The 24,029-nt window shown below is 46.0% G+C and carries 20 protein-coding genes; 10 read left to right on the top strand and 10 right to left on the bottom strand.

Annotated elements, in window-relative coordinates; all coding sequences use genetic code 11:
- Positions 1-132 precede the first annotated feature (132 nt).
- The 4 genes from ackA (at position 133) to L5M17_RS07375 (ending at position 5,208) form a co-directional block, all read left to right on the top strand.
- On the top strand, positions 133-1,332 hold the full coding sequence (gene ackA, locus L5M17_RS07390) for an acetate kinase (protein WP_107948097.1): 1,200 nt from the start codon (positions 133-135) through the stop codon (positions 1,330-1,332).
- A gap of 111 nt (positions 1,333-1,443) precedes the next feature.
- Positions 1,444-3,597, top strand: a complete 2,154-nt coding sequence (gene pta, locus L5M17_RS07385) for a phosphate acetyltransferase (RefSeq protein WP_131523542.1) — start codon at positions 1,444-1,446, stop codon at positions 3,595-3,597.
- Between the two features lie 479 nt (positions 3,598-4,076).
- Entirely contained in the window at positions 4,077-4,511 is a 435-nt protein-coding gene (locus tag L5M17_RS07380) for a hypothetical protein (protein WP_263146344.1), read from the top strand.
- A gap of 568 nt (positions 4,512-5,079) precedes the next feature.
- Positions 5,080-5,208 carry a hypothetical protein gene (locus L5M17_RS07375; protein ID WP_263146341.1) on the top strand — a complete coding sequence of 43 codons (129 nt, stop codon included), beginning with the start codon at positions 5,080-5,082 and terminating at the stop codon, positions 5,206-5,208.
- Between the two features lie 102 nt (positions 5,209-5,310).
- Here L5M17_RS07375 and L5M17_RS07370 read toward each other — a convergent pair whose 3' ends face one another.
- Both L5M17_RS07370 and L5M17_RS07365 read right to left on the bottom strand, forming a co-directional pair.
- Positions 5,311-6,228, bottom strand: coding sequence for a class I SAM-dependent methyltransferase (locus L5M17_RS07370; protein WP_263146340.1), 918 nt, complete (start codon positions 6,226-6,228; stop codon positions 5,311-5,313).
- 6 nt (positions 6,229-6,234) lie between these two features.
- Positions 6,235-7,344, bottom strand: coding sequence for an AI-2E family transporter (locus L5M17_RS07365; protein ID WP_028760979.1), 1,110 nt, complete (start codon positions 7,342-7,344; stop codon positions 6,235-6,237).
- Positions 7,345-7,442: 98 nt separating this feature from the next.
- Between L5M17_RS07365 and folX the strand changes: the two genes are divergently transcribed.
- From folX to gltS, 3 genes are all read left to right on the top strand, one after another.
- Positions 7,443-7,805, top strand: a complete 363-nt coding sequence (gene folX / locus L5M17_RS07360; protein WP_006082167.1) for a dihydroneopterin triphosphate 2'-epimerase — start codon at positions 7,443-7,445, stop codon at positions 7,803-7,805.
- Positions 7,806-7,892: 87 nt separating this feature from the next.
- Entirely contained in the window at positions 7,893-8,786 is an 894-nt protein-coding gene (locus L5M17_RS07355; protein ID WP_219251488.1) for a TIGR01777 family oxidoreductase, read from the top strand.
- Between the two features lie 532 nt (positions 8,787-9,318).
- Positions 9,319-10,542 (top strand): sodium/glutamate symporter, encoded by a 1,224-nt coding sequence (gene gltS, locus L5M17_RS07350; RefSeq protein WP_168824169.1) that lies wholly within the window; start codon positions 9,319-9,321, stop codon positions 10,540-10,542.
- 75 nt (positions 10,543-10,617) lie between these two features.
- Here the strand turns inward: gltS and lepB are convergent, their stop codons facing one another.
- The 3 genes from lepB to L5M17_RS07335 all read right to left on the bottom strand — a co-directional run bounded on the left by lepB (position 10,618) and on the right by L5M17_RS07335 (position 14,788).
- On the bottom strand, positions 10,618-11,280 hold the full coding sequence (gene lepB, locus L5M17_RS07345) for a signal peptidase I (RefSeq protein WP_113940751.1): 663 nt from the start codon (positions 11,278-11,280) through the stop codon (positions 10,618-10,620).
- Between the two features lie 266 nt (positions 11,281-11,546).
- Entirely contained in the window at positions 11,547-14,057 is a 2,511-nt protein-coding gene (locus tag L5M17_RS07340; protein WP_263146335.1) for an ABC transporter permease, read from the bottom strand.
- A gap of 2 nt (positions 14,058-14,059) precedes the next feature.
- Positions 14,060-14,788 carry an ABC transporter ATP-binding protein gene (locus L5M17_RS07335; RefSeq protein WP_212600695.1) on the bottom strand — a complete coding sequence of 243 codons (729 nt, stop codon included), beginning with the start codon at positions 14,786-14,788 and terminating at the stop codon, positions 14,060-14,062.
- 52 nt (positions 14,789-14,840) lie between these two features.
- On the opposite strand from L5M17_RS07335, the gene L5M17_RS07330 reads away from it, so the two are divergent.
- Positions 14,841-15,440 carry an arylesterase gene (locus tag L5M17_RS07330; RefSeq protein ID WP_028760985.1) on the top strand — a complete coding sequence of 200 codons (600 nt, stop codon included), beginning with the start codon at positions 14,841-14,843 and terminating at the stop codon, positions 15,438-15,440.
- Positions 15,441-15,585: 145 nt separating this feature from the next.
- Positions 15,586-16,653: a DUF3083 family protein gene (locus L5M17_RS07325; protein WP_028760986.1), complete on the top strand. Its 1,068-nt coding sequence runs from the start codon at positions 15,586-15,588 to the stop codon at positions 16,651-16,653.
- 87 nt (positions 16,654-16,740) lie between these two features.
- On the opposite strand, the gene sohB is transcribed toward L5M17_RS07325, so the two are convergent.
- Both sohB and L5M17_RS07315 read right to left on the bottom strand, forming a co-directional pair.
- Positions 16,741-17,757: a protease SohB gene (gene sohB, locus L5M17_RS07320; RefSeq protein WP_198572807.1), complete on the bottom strand. Its 1,017-nt coding sequence runs from the start codon at positions 17,755-17,757 to the stop codon at positions 16,741-16,743.
- A gap of 111 nt (positions 17,758-17,868) precedes the next feature.
- The gene (locus L5M17_RS07315) at positions 17,869-20,352 is read right to left on the bottom strand and encodes a VolA/Pla-1 family phospholipase (protein WP_263146327.1); all 2,484 of its coding nucleotides are present in this window, start codon (positions 20,350-20,352) and stop codon (positions 17,869-17,871) included.
- 262 nt (positions 20,353-20,614) lie between these two features.
- Here L5M17_RS07315 and L5M17_RS07310 point away from each other — a divergent pair, with 262 nt between their 5' ends.
- Positions 20,615-21,352, top strand: coding sequence for a YciK family oxidoreductase (locus L5M17_RS07310; protein WP_168824184.1), 738 nt, complete (start codon positions 20,615-20,617; stop codon positions 21,350-21,352).
- Positions 21,353-21,497: 145 nt separating this feature from the next.
- Here L5M17_RS07310 and L5M17_RS07305 read toward each other — a convergent pair whose 3' ends face one another.
- The 3 genes from L5M17_RS07305 to scpB all read right to left on the bottom strand — a co-directional run bounded on the left by L5M17_RS07305 (position 21,498) and on the right by scpB (position 24,029).
- Positions 21,498-22,463 carry a hypothetical protein gene (locus tag L5M17_RS07305; protein WP_028760990.1) on the bottom strand — a complete coding sequence of 322 codons (966 nt, stop codon included), beginning with the start codon at positions 22,461-22,463 and terminating at the stop codon, positions 21,498-21,500.
- A gap of 101 nt (positions 22,464-22,564) precedes the next feature.
- Entirely contained in the window at positions 22,565-23,440 is an 876-nt protein-coding gene (rluB, locus tag L5M17_RS07300) for a 23S rRNA pseudouridine(2605) synthase RluB (RefSeq protein ID WP_028760991.1), read from the bottom strand.
- Positions 23,433-24,029, bottom strand: a complete 597-nt coding sequence (scpB, locus tag L5M17_RS07295) for an SMC-Scp complex subunit ScpB (protein ID WP_113940746.1) — start codon at positions 24,027-24,029, stop codon at positions 23,433-23,435. Before scpB ends, rluB begins: the two co-directional genes overlap by 8 nt.

Here is a 24,029-nt window from a genome sequence, read left to right as displayed (position 1 = left end):
CCAACTACAATGGAATACTGCTCTTACCATAGCACAATCTGGCGAATCGCCCCAAGACTGATATGGTAAAAACACCGCAGTTCCTCATTATTTTGAATCGTTATATTAAACACAATGGCAAAGGGTTTACACATGTCAAATAAACTGGTTTTAGTTCTCAATTGCGGTAGCTCTTCTCTCAAATTTGCCGTCATTGACGCGCAAACAGGTGACGACCAAATTTCTGGCTTAGCTGAATGTTTTGGTTTAGAAGACTCTCGCATTAAATGGAAAATCAACGGCGAAAAACATGAAGCAGCCTTAGGTGCATTTACGGCTCACCGTGAAGCAGTTGAATACATTGTTAATAAAATTCTTGCGGAACAACCTGAATTAGCAGCAAAAATTCAAGCCGTTGGCCATCGTATCGTTCACGGTGGTGAGAAATTCACTCGCTCAGTGATCATCGATGAGAGCGTGATCAAAGGTATCGAAGACTGTGCTTCATTAGCACCACTGCACAATCCTGCTCACCTTATCGGCATCCGCGCGGCAATGGCCTCTTTCCCTAAATTGCCACAGGTTGCTGTATTTGATACCGCTTTCCACCAAAGCATGCCAGACAGAGCTTATGTCTACGCCCTGCCTTACAAGTTATACCGTGAACACGGTATCCGTCGTTATGGCATGCATGGCACGAGTCATTTATTCGTTAGCCGTGAAGCGGCAAAAATGCTCAACAAGCCAATTGAAGAAACGAATGTTATCTGTGCTCACTTGGGCAACGGCGCGTCAGTGACTGCCATCAAAGGCGGCAAAAGTGTCGACACCTCTATGGGCTTAACCCCATTAGAAGGTTTGGTCATGGGCACACGTTGTGGTGATATTGACCCTTCAATCATCTATCACTTAGTTCATCAACTGGGTTACACCTTAGAAGAAGTGAATAACCTGATGAACAAGCAAAGTGGTCTGCTGGGTATTTCCGAGCTGACCAACGATTGCCGTGGCATCGAAGAAGGTTACGCAGACGGTCATAAAGGCGCGACCTTAGCCTTAGAAATCTTCTGCTACCGCTTAGCCAAGTACATCGCCTCTTACACTGTGCCACTGGGCCGTTTAGATGCAGTCGTCTTCACCGGTGGTATTGGTGAAAACTCAGATTTAATCCGTGAAAAAGTGCTCAACATGCTGGAAATATTCAATTTCCATGTCGATAGTGAGCGCAACAAAGCGGCGCGTTTCGGTAAGAAAGGTATCATCACCCAAGATAAAGGCACGATTGCCATGGTGATCCCAACGAACGAAGAATGGGTTATCGCCGAAGATTCCATTAAACTTATCAACAAATAAAAAGACCTAAGCCGTTTGCTCACCCAAACGGCTTTATACCTTACGTAGCCGTACTCACAAGCAAATTTGCAGAAACTCTTCTGCCAAAAACCATCGAAACTAGAGGTTTTTATGTCTCGTAATATTATGTTAATCCCCATAGGTACCGGAGTCGGCCTGACCTCCTTAAGCCTTGGGATGGTGCGCGCACTGGAGCGCCACGGGGTTAAGGTTCAGTTCTTTAAGCCTATTTCTCAGCTTCGTCCAAACGATAATGGCCCAGAACGCTCGACCACTATTCTGAGCAAATCGCCAACAGTAAATCCCTTAGAGCCCTTCGACATGGCCCATGCCGAAGCCTTAATCCGCGCCGACCAAATCGACGTCTTAATGGAGCAAATCATTGCCCGTGCGGCCGATTGCGCTAGCAACACAGAGACCTTAATTGTCGAAGGTTTAGTGCCAACGCGTAATCATCCCTTCGCCGATGATGTGAACTATGCCATCGCTAAAGCCATGGATGCCGACGTGATTTTTATTGCCACACCAGGCAGTGATACGGCCACAGGGCTAATGAATCGCCTCGAAATCGCCTATAACTCTTGGGGCGGAAAAAAGAATAAACGCTTAATTGGTGCTGTGATCAACAAGATTGGTGCCCCCGTTGACGACGAAGGTCGCGCGCGCCCTGATCTATCTGAAGTCTTTGATCACCAAGGTGTTCAACGCTCAGATGCGGCCAGCATGTTCCAACTGCCGGGTAAAAGCCCACTGCGTATCTTAGGCAGCGTGCCCTACAACCTTGATCTTGTCGCTCCTCGTGCGTCGGATTTAGCGAAACATTTAAGTGCACGCATTCTGAATGCTGGTGAAATGCATACTCGCCGCCTGCGTAAAGTAACGTTTTGTGCCCGCAGTATTCCGAATATGGTCACTCATATTAAGACTGACTCCTTGCTTGTAACCTCTGGCGATCGCTCAGATGTGATCGTATCAGCCTGTCTTGCGGCCATGAACGGCGTAAAAATTGGTGCCCTGTTATTAACTGGTAGCTACGAGCCGGAGCCAGAAATTCTTAAGCTGTGTGAACAGGCCTTTGAAACTGGTTTACCTGTGTTCTTGATCGACAGTAACACTTGGCAAACCTCGCTCAACATTCAACGTTTCGACCATGAAGTACCCGTCGATGACGCGGTTCGTATCGATCTGGTGCAGGATTATGTGGCCAGCCACATCGACCAAACGTGGATTGAAAGCGTGACTAAAAACTCACCCCGTGAGCATCGCCTGTCACCACCGGCTTTCCGTTACAAACTCACGGAATTGGCGCGCGCCGCCCACAAGACTGTGGTGCTGCCTGAAGGTGATGAGCCGCGTACCATTAAAGCGGCGGCCATTTGTGCCGAACGCGGTATCGCTCGCTGTGTACTCTTAGGTAAAAAAGAGGAAATTCTGCGTATCGCCGCCCAGCAAGATGTGGTGCTTGGCGAAGGCGTGATCATTATCGATCCTGAAGAGGTGCGCGACCGTTACGTAGAACCTATGTTGGAACTGCGTCGCAGCAAAGGCTTAACTGAAGTCGTTGCCCGTGAACAGTTAGAAGACAACATGGTGCTCGGCACTATGATGTTGGCGCAAAACGAAGTCGACGGTATCGTTTCTGGTGCGGTTAACACCACAGCCAATACCATTCGCCCACCACTGCAATTGATCAAAACAGCACCGGGCTCAAGCTTAGTTTCATCCATCTTCTTTATGCTGATGCCGGATCAAGTGCTTGTTTACGGTGACTGTGCGATTAACCCAGATCCCAATGCTGAGCAGTTAGCTGATATCGCCATCCAATCGGCAGAATCAGCAAAAGCCTTTGGTATCGAGCCAAGAGTGGCGATGATCAGCTACTCAACCGGCAACTCAGGTACAGGTTCTGATGTGGATAAAGTGCGTGAAGCAACCCGTATTGCCAAAGAAAAACGCCCAGATCTGATTATTGATGGTCCATTGCAATACGATGCGGCGGTTATGCCAAACGTTGCACGCTCTAAGGCACCTAATAGCCCTGTCGCTGGTCAAGCTACCGTTTTCGTGTTCCCAGACCTTAATACAGGCAACACGACTTACAAGGCCGTACAGCGAAGCGCCGATCTGATCAGTATTGGTCCTATGCTGCAAGGTATGCGCAAACCTGTGAACGACTTGTCTCGCGGCGCGTTAGTCGATGACATCGTCTACACTATCGCCCTAACGGCAATTCAAGCCGCACAGAACGACGCAGCTAAAGGCTAACAGCATTAAATCTGCATAGCGTTACGTACAAAAAAGCACTGGTTATTACCGGTGCTTTTTTTATGCTCAAATTTAGCGTAAACCATACCGTTGATCGCAAGAATCGCTTAATGGATGAGTCGAAATTGCAAAAGATAAAGAGAAAAACGAGAAATATCGAATTATGCAGTGTGAATAAGCTCGGCAAATTGCGAAAAATATCCACAAGTAGAAGTGGAACATAATGGAAAGCAGAAAAGCGTCACTTTTTAACCAGCAAATAAAGCAAGACAATATCAGTGACTTACAAAGTATCACTGAAGTCTTCAACATAGTTTTCCACAGTTTCTGTGGATAACCTTTTTATATGGCTCCTAACTATATGCCACACACATGAGGTTTGAGTCAATGCTTTTCACAATAGACTGCGAATCACGACAAGACTTGTACATTACAGCTAAAATCGCGATACTCGGAACAAATTCCAATAACTAAAACTTATGCGAACTCTATTATTTTTCTCCCTCCTGTTCCTCTTCGGTTGTGGCGATCCCTCAACGCAAGAGCAGCGCCAGTTATCACCGGAAGAAGTGAGCTTAGGCTTTTTTCAAGCGATTTATGTTGATCGTAATGTTGAACAAGCCAAGCAATACGTCGACGATCCCATTAAACAAGTGCTCACCCATTACCACATTGCCGCAGCCGTACAGCGTAATATGCTAGGCCTATCTATGACCAATGTTGAAATGGAAATTGATGATATCGATATCGACTTCTTCCGCAAATTTACCAAAGACGTCATTGTTGTGGTCAAAATGAAAGGTCTTAAAGGTGGTCAACCATGGATTGATGACAGGACCATACGCCTACACAAAATTGGTAGCCAATGGATTATCGTCGAACTTCTGCCTGAAAAGCGCAAAGTTAACGGTTAACCCCCTTTCTTGCCTGCTTTCACCGCGCATACCTTGTCATACAATCATTCTGCTTACTTTCAACCAAAAAAATAGCAACCCTAAGGTTGCTATTTTTTGTGCTTGTTCTGTTATTTCCGACTCATAAGTACCGTCAGTTTAATCGTTATCGATTAAGCTTGGATCACTTCTTCTTCGCTTTCAACAGGTAAAGACGTTAGTACATCGTCTTTCACTTGATAATAAGCATTTTCGTATTCATGAACTTCCATAACAACTCCTGCTTGATTGGGTAAGGTCGCAGAGGCTTGCCATTCTATGCTGACATTTTGCCTATGAGGAAAGGGATACATTCCGTGGGCGGGAGTATAACAAAGCAAAAGTTATAATTACAGAAAACTTTCAGTTTTGTACCACAAAGCATGGCATTTAAGGCTGATTGTCATTTAAATAGCTCAAAATCAGTGATTAAACATGAAAGACTTTCACTTTCTACGAGGATATTGAGGCCATGCTGACGCCATTTCATCATTCGCTTTATACACAAAAGCGATTAACAGAAATCGCTTACATAAAATGAATCTAGGGAATGCCATTAGATGTTCAGGGCAGGCTTTATGGTGAAATTTCTACCCTCAAACACTTAGACCAACATCAAGTCAGTAAAGTGATTGAAACCTATGGGCGATCGCAGCTATCTGAGCGATTAAGCTACTGAAGAATAAGTGCTGTGTAATAAGCGACAGTGTAGAAAGCTAAACACTCAACCTAAGCCGACAAAAAAGGCCAGTTAATACTGGCCAGTTAAGTTAAATCAGGCCTAGGCTTGAGTCGATAAGCGGTAGCGAAGCACCTTAAGTGACTTCTCTTCCGACACATCCATAAAGGCTAGCGGATTGGCTAAGCGCTCTATGTATTCGAGTGCAGGTGCAGCTTCCGCTACCTGTTGACGCAGGAAAGCGGTATCGAGTTCAGGTGCATTTAGACACAGTAATACTTCGCCATTCTCGGCAAGCAACTCAGGTAAACGCCTAATTAAACGCACATAATCCTTAGTCGCGACAAAACTGCCCTTCTGATTGCTCGGTGGATCGGCAACAACAATGTCGTAGGGACCGAGCTTTTTCAGTTTGCCCCAAGATTTAAAAATATCATGGCCTAAAAAACGGGCTCCCGCGCTAAAGCCATTCAGCAAATGGTTCTGCTTACCTATGCCTAATGCGCCTTTGCTCATGTCCATATTCACAACTTCATCGGCGCCCCCTTGTAATGCCGCGACCGAGAAACCACAGGTATAAGCGAACAAATTAAGCACCTTTTTATAACGGGCGTTTGCTCTAACCCACTCACGACCATTAGCCATATCGAGGAAGAGTCCGTGGTTTTGTCCGCGCATTAGGTGCACCTGAAACCGTGCACCATTTTCGCTAACGATATGCGGCTCAGGCACTTCACCTTGCAATAATTGGGTAAACGTCTCCCCCGCACTACGGTATTGGTAGACTAAATTCAATTGGCTATCTGGCCTAATAGCTTGCCAGCGCGCTGCAATCGCCTGTTTGCAGAGGGTTAAATCCGTATCCTCCAAGGGAGTAAAGCTGGTCAGCAATAGTACGGGTGCAAACCAATCTAAACATAGGTGCTCACAACCCACGTAATGCCCACCGCGGCCGTGGAATAACCGCACCGCATCATCACCTAACTCAATTGTCGCTAGCGCTTGTATAAAACTTTGCATCTTCTACTACTTACTCTCAGTTGCACTTGTATTGGCTTCATCGCCATTGGGAATTGAATTTTCCGTGTTACTGGCCAAGAACTTATCTTCGATATCGTCCGATAATAAAATGGCTAACCAATTACCACTCTTACTCGATTCGAGGGCAATTTTAACCACCATAGTCAATGGCACTGACAGCAACATGCCCACAGAACCTAATAACCAGCCCCAGAAAATTAATGATAAAAATACCACTAAGGTCGATAACCCCAGGCCGCGCCCCATAAATTTAGGCTCAATGATATTGCCCATCACCATGTTGGCACCCACGTACAAAAGTGCAGTCCCCCCCGCAGCCGCAGGGCCAAGCTGAATAAAGGCCAACAACACCGCTGGAATGGCGGCAATGATAGAACCAATATTGGGAATGTAATTAAACAGGAAAGCAATCACCGCCCATAACATGGCGTAATCCACGCCGATGAAGGTCAACCCCACACCAACAATGATCCCAGTAGCCAAACTCACTAAAGTCTTGATCACCATGTACTGATTCACAGATTGTAAAAAACGGTCAATCTGCTTTAAGCGCATATCAGGATCGTCCAATGCCAGATGCAATTTCTTTGGCAGCGACTGAGCTTCAAACAGCATAAAGACGATAGTGAGGATGATCAGAAATAAATTCGCCATCACATTGCCGACACCCGATAGCATATTCGTGGTCATAGACAAGGCCATACCTGGGTCAAAATAGGCTAATACCTGATCCTTCGAAATCTGAATATTTAATGCCTGTAATTTATGGATAATCCACGAAAACTGCTCCACCAGCTGATCGCGATATTGGGGCAATTGTTTAGAAAACTCATTGACAGAACTGCCGACGACTGAGGCTAACCATAGGCCCATCAACACAATAAAACCCATCAAGAGAATTACTGCCAGCCATTTAGGCACACGGAACTTTGTCATCAAACCGATTGCAGGATTACAAATCACCGCAAGAAAACTGGACAGCACAAACGGCACCACAATCGGGCTCGCCGCCTTAATCCCTGCCAAAATAATCACTACAAAGGCCATAACCGCAAAGCCACGATAAGCAGCAGAGGGCGCATTAGGTCGAGTCATTTATTAAAAATCCTTCTTGATCTTAGATAAAATTGTTAGGCTAACCCTTGAAACCACTTAACCTCAGAAACTTTAGCTTAAGATAGCCATTTGTCATTATGAAACCAGAAACCGCGATTATACGCATTAAAAACTTAAGACTTCGTACTTTTATTGGCATTAAAGAAGATGAAATCCAAAATCGCCAAGACGTGATCATTAATGTCGTGATCCATTATTGTGCCGAACGTGCCCGCAACAGTGACAATGTCGAGGATGCGCTCAATTACCGCACAATCACCAAAAAGATCATTGAACTGATTGAGAATAACCGTTTCTCATTACTCGAAAATCTCACCAGCCAAACGCTGGCCATCGCCAGTGAGCATCCTTGGGTTGAATTTGCCAGTGTCGAAATCGACAAGCCCCATGCACTACGCTTTGCCGATTCAGTCTCGATGGAGTTATGTTATCAAAAATAATCTGGCTAAAAATACTCCGACTAAGTGATCGTTGCACACCGCATTTTGGTATATATCCGCAGAGCTTAACCAATTAAGAGAGGTTCCATGAATATACTGATCACCGGCGCAAGCGGCTTTATTGGTCGCCAATTAGTCGAACGACTGGCGCCATATCATCAACTGACGTTATTAACTCGCTCAGTGCAACAAACACAAAAAGTGCTCGGTAGTCAGCACCATTACCTCGAGAGTCTCGATGCGCTAAGCGACTTAAATCACATTGATGCCATTGTAAATCTTGCGGGTGAACCCATAGTCGCTAAACGTTGGAGTAAAAACCAGAAGCAGCGCATTTGTGATAGTCGCTGGAATATTACGGCAAGATTAACTCAGTTAATACAACAGAGTAGCACTCCTCCTCAGATCATGGTGAGTGGTTCGGCAGTAGGTTATTACGGGCGGCACGATGATAAATTACTCGATGAGTCTAGTGGCGCCCATGTTGAGTTTAGCCATGACATCTGTCGAAAATGGGAACAAGAGGCGCTAAATGCAACCTCAGAGCACACACGCGTCTGTATTATCCGTATTGGTATCGTGCTAGGCAAAGGTGGTGCCTTAGAGAAAATGTTACCGCCATTTAAACTCGGACTCGGTGGCCCAATTGGCCATGGACGCCAAGGTATGAGCTGGATCCATGTGCAGGATCTCATTTCCCTTATTGATTTTTTACTCACTCAACAACACTGTAAAGGCATATTTAATGCCACTGCACCCAATCCAGTGAGTAACGCTGTGTTTACCAAAGCGCTCGGAAAAGCACTTAATCGCCCAGCGTTAATCACGACCCCACCGCTTGCATTACGCTTAGCGATGGGCGAAATGTCGGAGCTGCTGACGGAAGGGCAATTTGTTTACCCCAAACGTGCCCTCGAAGCGGGTTTTCAGTTTCAATTCAGTGATCTTGATAACGCCTTAACAAACGTGTTAGCCAAATAGGCTAGCACGCTAGAGCCTAAACTCAGCTTAAATATGCTGATAAAATCAGTCGCTAATGCAGGCGGATCTTAGTACTCAAATCCGCTCAACAGCCAGGTATATTGTAACGTCAATCTTGCCATTATTTTAGCAACACTAGAAAAACAAGAATGTAACATCATGATTTATATTATGATTTAGCGACAATCCGTCCATTTTCTGCTAAACTCGCCTTCATTCGGTCATAGGAGGCACGCATTAATCGCCTCAGCCTTGACCACAGATAGACTCAGCAACACCTCATAAATAGACAGTTATTTATGCTCAGGAACAGGCTATTTAATCTGCTGTTCTTGGTCTGTAGACCATAAAACGATACACACTCGCGCCTACTCGTCCTTTAAATTTTTTATCGGATTGACACTGATCTGTCCTCGACATCAAGCGCTTAACATCCAGCATTAGCAGGTACTTAATAACAAGATGGGTTACTTCTCATTGGACATTGTGCCCAATGAAACGCCCGCACTAAGACAGTTTGTAAGGAATTTTCATGCACATGACCTATATGATTGGCGAGCTAGAATCATTTTTAATTGCCATTTTCGTGCTGTTTATCGGCCACTCTATCAATCGCCATGTACGTGTTTTCAGGCAATATAATATCCCCGAACCCATAGTGGGTGGCCTTGTTGTCGCCGCGGGAGTCACATTTCTTCACTTTCAAAATATCAGTCTCGACTTCAGCCTATCACTGCAAAATACCTTAATGCTGATGTTTTTTAGCACAATCGGCCTCTCGGCAAACTACAAACTATTGCTCAGCGGTGGTAAAAAAGTCTTCATCTTTTTAGGTGTGGCCTCAGTGTATATTGTGATTCAAAATGCCGTCGGCGTCAGTTTAGCCAGTCTATTGGGGCTCGATCCCATCATGGGACTTATCGCAGGATCAATTACCCTGTCGGGCGGGCATGGTACCGGCGTCGCTTGGTCACAAACCTTTGCTGAGCGCTACGGTATCAACACCTTAGAGTTTGCTATGGCTGCGGCAACCTTTGGTTTGATCATGGGTGGGATCATCGGTGGCCCCGTCGCGCAGCGATTAATCGGTAAGCATAATCTTGTTTCTCGCTATGGGGTTGGCCGCAAGCATCACAGTGAACATCCACATTTAGTCACTTATGATCACTTAGAAGAAGACCAAGTCACCGCCAAAACCATATTAGAAACTCTGTTTGTGCTGTTGTTGTGTGTTGCAGGATCAAAATGGCTCACGCTGTGGATCAGCCAATCGGGTATTGCATGGCTAAAGATGCCCGACTTTGTATATGCTCTTTTTCTTGGCGTGCTCATCGCTAATCTCACAGAACTCACCCGCGGTTACAAACCCCATACCGAAAGCATCGATGTGATAGGGACTGTCGCGCTGTCTCTCTTCCTCTCAATGGCCTTAATGACTTTAAAGTTATGGGAAATTTTTGATTTAGCGATCCCGCTACTGGTGATATTACTGGTACAAACCGCAGTGTTGGCCATTTTTGCCTATTTCGTGACGTTCAAAGTCATGGGCAGTAATTACGATGCTGCGGTGATCACCGGTGGCCACTGCGGCTTTGGTATGGGGGCAACCCCAACAGCGGTAATGAATATGGGCGCGCTAGTCTCACGCACAGGACCATCACCCCAAGCCTTTATGGTAGTACCTATCGTCGGTGCCTTCTTCATCGACATAGTTAACTTAATTGTCTTACAGGGCTATCTGAGCTTTATGAAGTAGTTGTTTATAACTCAATCACTTAAAAAATAGGGCGCCGACTTTGGCGCCCTATTTCATGGTTCAAAATAGTTAAGACTAGAATTCACGCATTAAGCGTTCAGGCCGAGGCAGGTAATAATCATCATAATCAAGGGAGAAAACGACTGAACTTGAACGGCCAACAATCTCATCACGGGGCACGAAGCCAATAACCCGAGAGTCAGCGCTGTTATCACGATTATCACCCAGGGCTAAATAATGCGCATCTGGCACTGTGACAGGTCCAAAATTGGCAAGCCTTGAGGGTACAGGGTTAAGGCGAATACTGTGGACCATACCAAGTAAATTTTCCTGCATTTCTGTCACATCAGCGGGAGCATAAGCACTCAATGCTTGGGATGTGTAGCTGAGCAGTTCGCCGTTTAAATACAAGCGATTATCCTGCATCATCACAGTATCGCCTGGCACAGCTATTACCCGCTTAATCAGCTTTTTATCGGCCTTTTTCGAGTCAAATACCACGATATCGCCGCGAACAGGATCTGCCAGTTTAACTAATGCGATATGCGTAAATGGCACCCTAAGATCATAAGCCATCTTATTAACAAGAATGCGATCCCCCTCGACGATAGTCGGCAGCATAGAACCCGATGGCACAGTATTCCAATCTGCCACAGCGCTCCTGAACACTAACATTAAGCTGATAAACAGAAAAAAGGAGCGATTATCCTTAAGCAGTTTTGTTATTCCTTTGAACATAATATTCCCTCTATGGCATATATAAGCTAGTCGCTGTTCTCAGTTAGATAGACCCATTGCGTTGCACTAAGTTCTGTTGCTACCTGCTTAAGCACAGATCAATTTGTAAGCCGATGTAAAAAGCATATTCAATTCAAGTGCAGCAGAATCAACCCCATAACAAAAAAGCACTGAGCTTATGTCGCATCAGTGCTTTTAATGTTAGCTCAGCTTGTTGTCTTAATAAGCTTTATGTTTTAGCCCATCAACAGAGTTCACAAACCGCCCTAGCTTCCAGCCTTTAATAGCTCAGAGCAAGATTGGCTGAGCAATTGTCGACAACGCCAAACCCCTAGTAAGGCGACGATTAAGGCTCCAGAAACAGGGGCAATACCCCACCAAGGCCAGTGCATGTATACATTAAGTTCAAATACTTGCGTCTTAAGTAGATATAACGCAAATTCGGCCACAATTACGGCTAACACACCCGCAATACCGCCAAGTAAGGCGAACTCTAAACCCGTTGCACTGCGCAATAACCATCCTGAAGCACCAAAGGTACGTAACACCGCCAGTTCACGTTGCCGAGTTGCCATGCCAGCCTCAGTCTGTGCAATCAAGACTAAGGCACTGGCTAATAACACTAAGGCCAGCACTAAAGACAACGACAGCGACACTTGCTCAATTATCTGCCGCAACTGCCCCACCATAGCGCCAACATCTATGATAGATATCGTCGGAAATTGCTGAATAAGCGCAAGGATCACTGCATCCTTAGGCGTACCATCGGCACTCAGCGCTTGGCCGTTTGTTGCGGGGTCATTTGTTGACTGGTCATTTAAATAAAAACTCGCCATCGAAGTATAAGCAAAAGGCGCGAGCGCTTCTTGAGTGAAAATCATAAAGAAGTTCGGTTGCAGCGTTTCCCAGTGTACGGCACGAATACTGGCAACTTTAACTGTGAGCTCTTGATTATCAATCACGTAAGTCAGCTTATCGCCAATACCAATACCTAGACGCTCCGCCACGCCGGACTCCACCGATACTTCATCAGCGGCTTGATTAAAATGCCCCTCTAACAGTTCGTTGTTAGCAGGCAGTGTATTGCGCCACGTTAGGTTTAACTCGCGCGAAATGCCCACTCTTCCCTTTTCACCCGCTTCGGACTGTTCATTCGAAATCAGCGGTTCACCGTTAATTTGGGTTAACCGGCCACGGATCACCGGATAAATGTCCGTCGCCACTATTCCCTTAGCCGTCATGAAATCATTCAAGGGCTTTGCATCATCAGGCGCAATATTGACAAGGAAATAATTAGGCGCATTTTCGGGCAACTGTTTTTGCCATTCGTTAAGTAAATCTTGTCTTAGCGCTAAAATCGTCAATAACAGTACCAGTGCGGCGCTAAAACCAACCAATTGCACCGCATTTTGCCGCGCACGACGCCTTAGCCCCGCCAGCGCTAATTGCAAAGGATTGGTAGTCTTCATACCAACACTGTGTCCTGCTCGTATCATCACAAATCCAAGCAGACTTAATAGCATAGCCAGCAATAGCACAGCCGCGACCACAGTCAGAGTCAAAGTCCAACTTTGGGAATACAAATAGCCCAGTAGCGCCATAGCCCCTAGACTCAGTAGCAAATGCAGCCACATACCAAGCTGTAAGCCTTCTAACTGACGCTGCAACACCCGCAGTGGCGGAATAGCCAGTAAACGCATCAATGGATAAGCCGAAAACATAAAGGCGCTGATGAGCCCAGTGCTGATACCGAGTAATAATGGCCGTGTGAGTGGCGGTGAATAGGCCGCAATTTCGGGTGGCAAGAGATAACTGATCCCAAAATCGAGTAACCCTCCCCCAATAAGGCCTAGACCAATTCCCAGTAGCGTTACCAACAATAAATGAGTACCAAACAACAGGCGAATTTGCTTTGCCGAGGCGCCAAAGGTTTTCAGCATGGCCACCACATCGTAATGACGCTGACAATAACGCTGGGCGGCAATACCTATCGCCGCGCAGGCCAATGCAATGCCCATCAAACTTGCCAGCAGTAAGAAGCGCTCCGCTCGCTTAACGGCTCCCGCAATCGGCGAGTCACCGGATTGCACATCGACCCAACGCTGAGTGCTATTCAAAAGTGGTTTAACACTTTGTTCAAAGGCCGTAAGCGAGGCTTCATCTCCAGCAAATTGATACAGATAAGTCACGCGGCTGCCTGGTTGAATAACACCTGTTTTGGCGACATCTTCCATCCGCATCAATACCACAGGCGATGAAGCAAAAGGATTAAAACCTGCGTCGGGTAAGCGGCTTATCTCATTGCTGAGCACAAATTCACTGTTACCTAGTTCGATGGATTTGGGATAACCCAAAAGTCCGCCTAAGCGAGTCTCAAACCAAATTTGATCCGCTTGAGGTAACGCCTTGGTTTTACCGCTGGTGAGTTCAATATCACCCTTAAGCGGGTAACCCGACTCTACGGCGCGTACTGTGACTAACTGAAACTTATCTCCCGAATAGACCATGGAATTAAATTGCATGTTAGTCACATGCTTAAGCCCAAGCGCTTCGGCTTTGGATAAAATCGCCGCATCAATTTTAACCGGCGAATCGATAATACGGTCGGCAGCAATAAACTGTGAAGCTTGACCACTAATTGCCACTTGCAGACGTTCACTCACCCGCGCTAAGCCACTCACAGACAAAACCGCGAGCGTAATAGCGAGGATAATCAATAACAATTGTCCCTGCTGTAACTCGCGTTTAAACAGGCGCCATGCCAGACTTAGCTCCATTATTAAGCCTCCTTAACATCGGCTAGCGGTTCTGTTTGAGTAATATCTTCCTGTAAATGGCCGTTATCCATCACCAATTGACGCTCACACCGTTTGGCCAGCAGCAGATCATGGGTAACAAGGACTAAGGTTGTATGGCTTTCTTGATTAAGCTCAAACAACATATCGGCAATCTTATGGCCGTTGACGCTGTCTAAATTGCCAGTTGGTTCATCGGCAAACAAAACTGTAGGCTCACAGATAAAAGCGCGGGCAATCGCCACCCTTTGCTGTTCACCACCCGAAAGCTGTTTGGGTAAATGGGTCAAGCGATGGGATAAACCAACCCGCACCAACATGGCCTGCGCTTTTTCCTTGGCATTGCTCACGCCCGCAAGCTCGGCGGGTAACATGACGTTCTCAAGCGCAGTTAAGGTATCTACTAACATAAAGGATTGAAAAATAAAGCTGACCTTCTGTTTACGCAGTGCCGCTTTTTGCTCTTCATTCAGTGGTGATAATGCCACACCATCGAGCCAAATCTCCCCCGACGTAGGCGTATCAAGCGCCGCAAGCAATCCCAATAAGGTGGATTTGCCCGAACCTGATGGGCCGAGAATGGCCACACTCTCACCTTGCTTGACATCTAAGTTAATGCCCTTGAGGATAGTGAGCGTTCCTTCCTGAGTAATCACTGATTTTTCGAGGTTAACAACATTAATGGCACTGTTTTTTAAGATGACGTTAGACATAGGATCCTTCTTATATAAATCGTTCTGGTATCAATCGCTAAGATTAAAATCAATGGCGAAGACCCTAGGGGCATTCATCCTACTGAGTGTACTCATGGTCACGCCCGCTCACGCGGCAAAGATACTGATCCTCGGCGATAGCTTAGGCGCTAGCTACGGCATGGCAGAACAGTCAGGCTGGGTAGCACTACTGCAAAAAAATCTGCCCGAACATCAGTTTACCAATGGCTCAGTGAGCGGCGAAACCACAGCGGGCGGCCTACGCCGATTACCCGCCTTGCTCGATTCTGTTGCTCCCGACCTTGTGGTCGTTGAACTGGGAGGTAATGATGGTTTACGTGGATTCCCCCCAACGCAACTCGAAAATAATCTAATCCAAATCATTACCCTAGCCAAAGATAGCGGCGCAAAAGTGCTGCTGACCGAGATCATGGTACCGCCTAACTATGGCCCTCGCTATACCCAAAAGTTCACCCAAGTGTATCAAGACATATCTAAAACCCAGGATATAGTGTTGATCCCCTTCTTTATGCAGGATATCGCTCCCCATCCAGAATTAATGCAAAGGGATGGCATTCATCCCAACGAAAAGGCGCAAGCTCAGATTGCGGCTTGGATGCAACCATGGATAGAAAATGCGTTAACCCAATAAAATAGCTGCTATTTTAAGCTAACGAACCGCTTACTTAGCTAAACTCATGTTCAACGGATAAAAACGTGTTCTAACGCAAGATTCACCCTATAGATAAACAGTAAAATTCGTGTTAGCAAATGGTTAACTCAAACAAGGAGTCAATATGTCCCTTAGCCATCAGCAAAAAGTGTACATACCCAAGGAAGCCCGTACAAATCAATACATCACAGCCGAAATCAAGGTGACGGATGAGCTACTCAATCAATATCCCGATTATCAAAGCTGCTATCAAACGTTAAGCCGTTTGATATTTAATTTGGCAGAACAACACGATCTCCGTAATGTTCACGTGATCACTAACGATAAACTGCCAGTAGTGCGTTACCATACCGAAGCATATTGCTTCCAAACCACTGAACAAATTCTATTTTTTTATAACCCAGCCTACCACGAAGCCCAAAACTTATTCTCGCAAGAAAACTATCGCGCCCGTAAACTGCGCATTGTGTTTCTCGCCACAGGTGACGATATTCGCAGTAATTCCGCCAGTTTCCATATCAAGGTGCGTGAGTTACTCACTGAATTAATGCCCTTAATGCCAATAAGCGATCTTAAGGTTAAGGTCCGCGACCATCAGCATTTATCCTATGATCTGTTCGCAAAAGCTAAGGGCTATAAAGAAACCTATGGTTATAAACTGCGCGCCATCGGCCCAAGGTATAAAGCCAGAAAATGTGAGTTACCAGAAAACGTTAGCTCTCTTACCTATGTGACGGTGAGCTTGCCGCTGAGCCGCAAACTCAAACAGGGTTTATTACCTGACTCAGCCACTGACTTTACGCCTTTATATCAGCATCTTGAAGACTGCTTCCTCAAAGCGGCAGCTAATAGACAGCTGACACGCCTTGCTATGATAGCGAACGGCTTAACACCACTTGTGCGTAACAGTAAGTTTGAAAAGCTCGACAGCAAAGCCGAAGTACAAATGATAGGGTTTGATCCTAATGCGACTGAGCAACAAGTGATCCGTCGTTGGGATGCCGATAACTTGGTCGAAGCCGCGCACTTTACCATAGTGGCAGGTACTAAGGACTGTGACGATTCGGGTTTCGGTCGCTTTATGAACAATGTTGAAACAGCCCTGAAGGCCTTTGCTGCGGACATAGGTGTCGATCCGGAGCGTGAAGATCTCATCGTACGCTTCCATCAACATATCAGCTATCAAATCTAACCCACTTCGGTATTAGCCGCGAAAGCTAAGCAAATGAAAACGCCTGCAAATGCAGGCGTTTTTACTTTTATTCACCAATAGACAGAATTACATAGGACGATTTTTTTCTATGAGGCGATTGAAAATAGCGTTCACAGACAAAGAAGCACCGTGGGCAATTTTATCGGCAAGTTTCTTTCTCACCTGATAACGTATCTTGTACACAGTACGCTCTGTGGCGAGTGACATTATCACATCATCGCTGGTCGAAATCGCATCAACTAAACCTAATTCAATAGCTTGCTGACCGTACCAATGCTCGCCAGTAGCGACTTTCACTAAATCCAACTCAGGGCGATACTTACCAACAAACGCTTTAAATAAGACGTGGGTTTCTTCGAGTTCTTCTTGAAACTTCTGTCTTCCCTCATCGGAGTTTTCACCAAATACTGTCAAGGTGCGCTTAAAATTACCGGCCGTATGTTGCTCATAATCAATTTCATGCTTTTTCAGCAGGCGATTAAAGTTAGGCAGTTGAGCAACAACACCAATAGAACCGACAATGGCAAAAGGTGCAGCATAAATTTTATTCGCTACACAAGCCATCATATAGCCACCACTGGCGGCGACTTTATCAACACAGACAGTCAATGGAATATCTGATTGACGTAAGCGATCTAACTGGCTGGAGGCTAAACCATAACCATGCACCATACCACCGCCACTCTCTACATTGACAACCACTTCATCGCCTTTTTCTGCGATAGCGATAATTGCACTGATTTCTTCACGCAGTGATGCAACCTCAGCGGCATCGATACTGCCCTTAAAATCAATCACGAACACTTTGCCCGTGCAGGCTTCATCTGCGGCTTTGTCTTTTGCCTTTTCGTCAGCTTTTAATTGCTTTTCATAGGCTTTGAATTGTTTCTTTGACAGAAGTTCTTCTTTTAAGCCATGCTTAAGTTCTTCTAACTCTTCAGACAAGTTAGTGATCCTCAGCTCGCCCTTATCTGACTTGTGTTTTACAGTAGAAGCCAACACCACAATAATAACGGCAACGATTGCGACCACTATTGTGACGGCTTTCGCCAAAAACATTCCATACTCGTATAAAAATTCCAAAGTGTTCTCCGTTAGGGCGTTACATCATTCAGTCAATTGCGCGCTATTCTAACAGCCTAAAGGCCCATAAAAAAACCCAGCAAAGGCTGGGTTTTTCCGATTAAGGCAAGATTAGTTAGGACAAGTCGCAATGACCTCACTGTTTGTCACTAAAATCGTCGCATCGCCCTTACCTGCAGTAGCTGCATAGGTTGCCACTTGAGTCTGCATTTCAACCGTGGCAGCCGCGGCCATACCATCCGTTGATTCCTTTTCTTTAGGATCAACAATCGAACTGTGGTGACCTTTAGCGAAGCGTACAACGCCATGACCTTTGCTCGTGCTATCGGCACAAGGTAGCCCGATGGCAGCGATCAGCGGCTCAGTGCCCGATAATGGGAAGTTATCGACGCGATTAGGCAGCACTTGGTCTGCTAAGTTACCGTTACCATCACCCGCCACTTCAATTAAGTGCACAGGTAAGCCAGTCGCTTTTAACATAGCAGCATGGTTAACAGGATCTGCAGAATCTACCGCTGTTTGAACCGCAAAGGCAAACGTCGGAATAAATTGGGCATACACCCCCTGCACCAGTGCCGCATATTCAGGGCTACCAGGCTCATAACCTGCTGTATTAGCCGCATCGACCTGTGCTTGGAAAGTTGCAGATGCCGTAATATTACTAAACAGCACTGGGCCAAAGGTTGCAGAACCTGCGAATGATCCTGCTAATCCACCTGCTGGCGCAACTAAGGATACAGCATTGATAGCATAAGCATTTGGCAAGGCATCGCCGGTTGCTGGATTCTTCATACCTGTGCTGGCATAGGTCGCAAAATCAGTGCCCACAATGGCGCCTAAACTCAGACCTTGAGCACTGATTTTAGTCACATCAAATACTTGCGGCTGACCTGCTTGTGCTAAGCCCTGTGCTAAGCCCGTAAGAGCAAGACGCACCCCTAAATGGTCCATCGTCGCTTGACGGAAGTTATCTCGCACCGACAAAGTGCTAGAAATATTCACAAACACCAACGGGTTACCATTTTTAAAGGCATCCGGTTTACCGACAACTGCACCGAAGGCAGGATCTGTCGCAGAGACTTCATAAATCCCATCACCGTTAGCATCGAATGAACGCGCACCGTGAAGTGGCATATCAATAGCAACAGTTGCAACCCCCATTGCCGCATACGTGCCGGCATAGGCCAATGACATTTCTTTACCGCCACCTAAACCGTGAAGGGCAATTGTTGTTGGCCAACCAGATGTAGGAGGAATAAACTCACGACCTTGCTGTTGATAAAAAGCGGCCAATTTCGTTGCATTGGGCATAGAAATCAGTACAGATACTGTTTCATAACCTTTGATTGCTGGAATAGGATTGAATTTAGTCAGATGTTTGGTTTTATCAACTGCCGTACCATCGTCTAAAACCCATGTTTTACCCGCCATTAACGAGGGATTGGCTAAAGCATCAGCAGGGTTAGCAATACCATTAGCCACCGCTTGCATACCAAAATTATTCTGGCTGAGTGTGCCCGCTTGCAGTGCTAGTAGCACAGATACAGGGCTATCACCTTGTGCTTTCCAATGACCATTAATTAATGGTTTACCTTCAGCGGATAAACAACCAACTGAAGAACAATCACCGTAAATAGGCAGTTTAATTTTTGCCGTATACACATCAGCCAAGTTTGCGGCAACATAGGCAGCTCCAGCAGCTGGTGTTAAGCCCGCCACTTGAGCCACAGTCAATCCAGTCGGTGTTGGCATCTGGGCAAAGCTTGGTGCATAGGGAACTCCCTTCGCCATCAGCAATTTGGTGGTTTCATAGACGTTAGCAACAGACTGAGTTGTAAATAAGCCAGAGTAACTGATGGTTAAAGGATCGACCTTATGGGCCGCAGCAATCCCTTTCTCATAACTGTTCACTAAGGTTTGCAGCATCAATTGGTCTGGCGTTTCTAAAGGTAACGTATTGATATCCAGCTTCAACAAACCATAGGTCGTTGAAGGAGCGATACTACGACCTTCAGAATCTTGAATAAGATTCGTTGTCGCATAAATATAAGATTGCCCAGCTTTGAGTGGCTTAAGCGGAATTATTACCACTTTTTTGCCCGAAGCGGTTGATATAAAGTCAACGCCAAACTGCAACTCAGCGCCCACTTTACAGGCTGAAACTGACGGTTTAGCCTTACATTCGGGATCAGACGATAATGCGCCGCCTACTGTAGCTTCAAACATTCTGACAGCACTCGGTTGCGCAACCGATGCCGCCATTAAGGTCAGCGGTGTACCGTCATGTTTTTTCGCCAAATCGATATCAATAGAAATCGGTGATGTTGTCGACCACCCATCTAACGCCCCAAGCGCTATTTGTGGGTCAACATAATTGCCCGAGCTTTCACCCGGAATTGATAATGTGCCATCTTTGGTGCCACTGAACAGCAAATCATTCGGTAATGGAACTTTTGAATTAGCAGGGTCGAACACCATGTGCGATTCAGGGATGAGCACTTCTGTCTTATCCTTGAGTTCATTAAAACTGTCCTCACCACATCCTGTGAGGCCCAGTGCAGATGCAATCGCAACACCCAAAATGAGTCTTTTCATCTTTTTTCCCCAAATCTTGTTGTAATAGTTTTGTTTTCCCCAAGAAATTAGTCACAATAGCTTTTAGATCTGTGACCAATAGGGCTTATGTTAGCCCCTAACTCATTTCAAGTTAACGTAAAAATATTGAGTTAGCCACAAGTTTGTCACAAAGATTTTAGCTATTGATAACAAAGTTTCATTCATTTGTTTGAAACATGCGTTTATCACTTCGGCGACTCTAGAAGTGGCGGGCATTCTCGCCAAGAGGAAAAAGAAACTCATGTTGGAATATCAAGCAACAAAAGATTTACTCAAGGGCAAGACGATTTTAGTCACAGGCGCTGGTGCTGGCATAGGCCGAACCGCCGCCATTGAGTTTGCAAAACACGGCGCCACTGTGATTTTACTTGGTAAAACAGTGAAAAAATTGGAAGCAGTTTACGACGTAATAGAACAAGCCGGTTATCCCAAACCAGCCATAGTGCCATTGGATCTTAAGGGCGCAACGGAACAAAATTATCGCGATATGGCCGATACCATAGCCGAGCAATTCGATCATTTAGACGGCTTATTACATAACGCTAGCTTGCTCGGTGCCTTAGGCCCGTTTGAACACATAGATATTCCATCACTCGAAGACGTGCTCAAAGTGAACGTCACGGCCCAAGTCATGCTAACTAAAGCATTACTACCTGTGATGCGCCAAGCACCCAGTGCATCTATTATCTTTACGTCGAGCAGTGTGGGTCGTCAAGGCCGCGCCTATTGGGGACCTTATGCTTTCTCTAAGTTTGCCACCGAAGGCATGATGCAAGTTCTCGCCCATGAATGCGATGGCACCTCAGTTCGAGTTAACAGCATCAATCCAGGAGCTACCCGCACTGAGATGCGCGCTAAAGCCTACCCTGCAGAGAATCCACTGGATCTCAAAACCGCTGAAGAGATCATGCCGACCTATCTCTATTTGATGGGTCAAGATTCTAGTGCCGTCAACGGACAGCAGTTTAACGCACAGTAATCGAATCGCTTATTGAGTTTCTGCCTGTATGATTCAGCAATATTAAAGGGCCTATTTATGGCTCTTTATTATTTTAGATATTCTCAAAATGAAACCCGAACTTGTCGATGACATTAAGTACGACAAAGATACCGCACCGCCAATCTTAGCTTAACTGAATTTTTGCAAAATAAATCATCGTTTTAGCTTTGGCGACTCTGTTTGACTCATCAAGCGAATTTTGTGTATCCAGCTGTGAGTCAGCTAACTCATGGCTGGAGTAATAACTTACCCACAACTCATTTCCGTCAATCACAACGCCCGCATAACTGGTATCGCCCTTCGATGGCAGTGTCAGTAGTTCTTGAACCACGCCAGTATCTGGATGAATTTCAACTAAAGCCGTACGAACTTGCTCATCGTATAAACGCACTACAGCCAACAAACGGGATTGATACATCAACATCACTGGCCCACCAATGCGCTTATCGAGTTCTTGCCATTGCCAATCAGTGAATGGCATTTGACTGCGGCCGAGTAAACCGACAAATTCTGGGCCCCATACGGGATCGCGCCTCAATAGACAAAAGCCGTTTTCTTGATGAAAAACAATGGCAGTTTCGTTGACATAACCTTGATTATTAAACACCTTTAACCAAGTCTCAAACTGCACCCCATCATCACTTTTATACAAGCGAGTATCGCCATCAGGCCCAGCGCGATAACCCACGCCATAGAGTGCATTTTGATGCTCGGTTAAGCGCCATAACCAATAGCCTTTATCAGCGACTTTTAACGCATCCGACCACGCTAGCCCATTGGCTGAGCGCCAAAGATGTGATTGTAAGCCGGACTTATCGTGTAAAGTCCCGCCGCCGAGTAAGAGTAATTCCCCTTGATACTCAATCAGTTTGCCATCGCGTAAATCCGCCTCATCCGAACGGATCAGCGCCACGCTCTGCCAAGTGTCGCCTAAATCCGCTGAGCGTAGAATTCGTAGCGCACCATCGGGTGACACATGGGCAGTCCCTTCACGGAAAACGCAAAACAGTGCCCCCTGAAACGTGATTAAATCGGTAAACGCATTATGGGCAGCGTGTTCCCAAATCCGTTTCACTGAAATTAGCTTCATCCATTCACTCCTCAATCCAACTGAGACTTGTTATAACATAGCTGCAAATAACAGAAAGCAAAAAGGCCGCTTAGCGGCCTTTTTCATTGGGATAAAACAACTTAGCTGCGCTGACGCGATGGCTTAGGTTTTCCCGATCCGGTTACTTTATGCTTACGTACGGCGCGGCGAATTTTAGCACTCTTCACCTGAGCACGGGCTACGCTGTGTTTATCAGCGGCGAGCATAGTACGAGTTTCGGGCTCAAGACCTGCCAGCTTACGCAAGTAGTTAACTTGCTCTACGGGCAATTCAACCCAGCCACCACGAGGCAGTGATTTTGGCAGTTCGACCATACCATAACGAATACGGATCAAACGGCTCACTTGCACTTCTTGGGATTCCCACAAACGGCGCACTTCACGGTTGCGACCTTCGCGTAAACACACATGCCACCACTGGTTCATGCCTTCGCCACCCGCTGGTTTGATGCTATCAAACTGCGCAGGGCCGTCTTCTAACATGACGCCAGTACGTAAACGTTGTACTGTCGCCTCAGGGATTTCACCAAAGGTACGCACTGCGTATTCGCGGTCGACTTCGTTCGATGGATGCATTAAACGGTTCGCCAACTCACCATCTGACGTAAACAACAATAAGCCTGAGGTGTTAATGTCTAAACGACCAACCGCTACCCAGCGTGAATCACGCACTTTAGGTAAGCGATCGAATACCGTTGGACGGCCTTCAGGATCTTTACGACTACAAATTTCGCCTTCAGGTTTATGATATGCCAGCACACGGCAAATCACATCTTCGGCAGACTTTAACGAAATGGCTCTGCCATCGATACGTACTTTAGCATCAGCTTCAATACGATCCCCAAGGCTAGCAATTTCACCATCAATACTAACTCGGCCTGCAGCAATCCATGCCTCCATCTCACGACGGGAGCCATGGCCTGCACGGGCCAAGACTTTCTGCAACTTTTCACTCATTAGTATTATGCTCTTCTGACTGTTCTGGCGATGATTTCAAACCTGAAAAAACCGCCTGCAATGACTCAGTATCCGACAGCGGCGGTAAATCCGCTAAGGTGTCTAAGCCAAAATATGCTAAAAATTCTAAGGTAGTGGCATATAACGCGGGTCGCCCCGGTACTTCTTTATGGCCAACTACTTTAATCCAATGTCTATCTGACAAACTTTTTATGATATGGCTACTTATAGCCACACCGCGCACCTGTTCAATATCGCCACGAGTCACAGGTTGACGATAAGCAATCACCGCCAAGGTTTCTAATGTCGCACGCGAATATTTAGGCGCCTTTTCTTGCCACAGAGGCTGCAAAAATGGACTCAAGACTTCTAAGGTCTGGAAGCGATAACCCCCAGCGACTTTCACAAGTTGCACACCTCTGTCTTGATAATCCTGCTGCAGCTCATCCAATGCAGCTTTTATTTTGTCTCTAGAAACCGTGAAATCCACCAATACAGTGTCTTTCAACATTTTCGCCGACAAGGGTTTCCCCAATACAAACAAACTCGCTTCAATAAGCTGTTTTAATTGAGTCGGATTTATCTGCAT

Origin of the sequence: Shewanella sp. SW24 (assembly GCF_025653395.1) — a bacterium.
Classification (GTDB): Bacteria; Pseudomonadota; Gammaproteobacteria; order Enterobacterales; family Shewanellaceae; genus Shewanella; species Shewanella oncorhynchi.
This window is presented reverse-complemented; position numbering and strand designations above follow the sequence as displayed.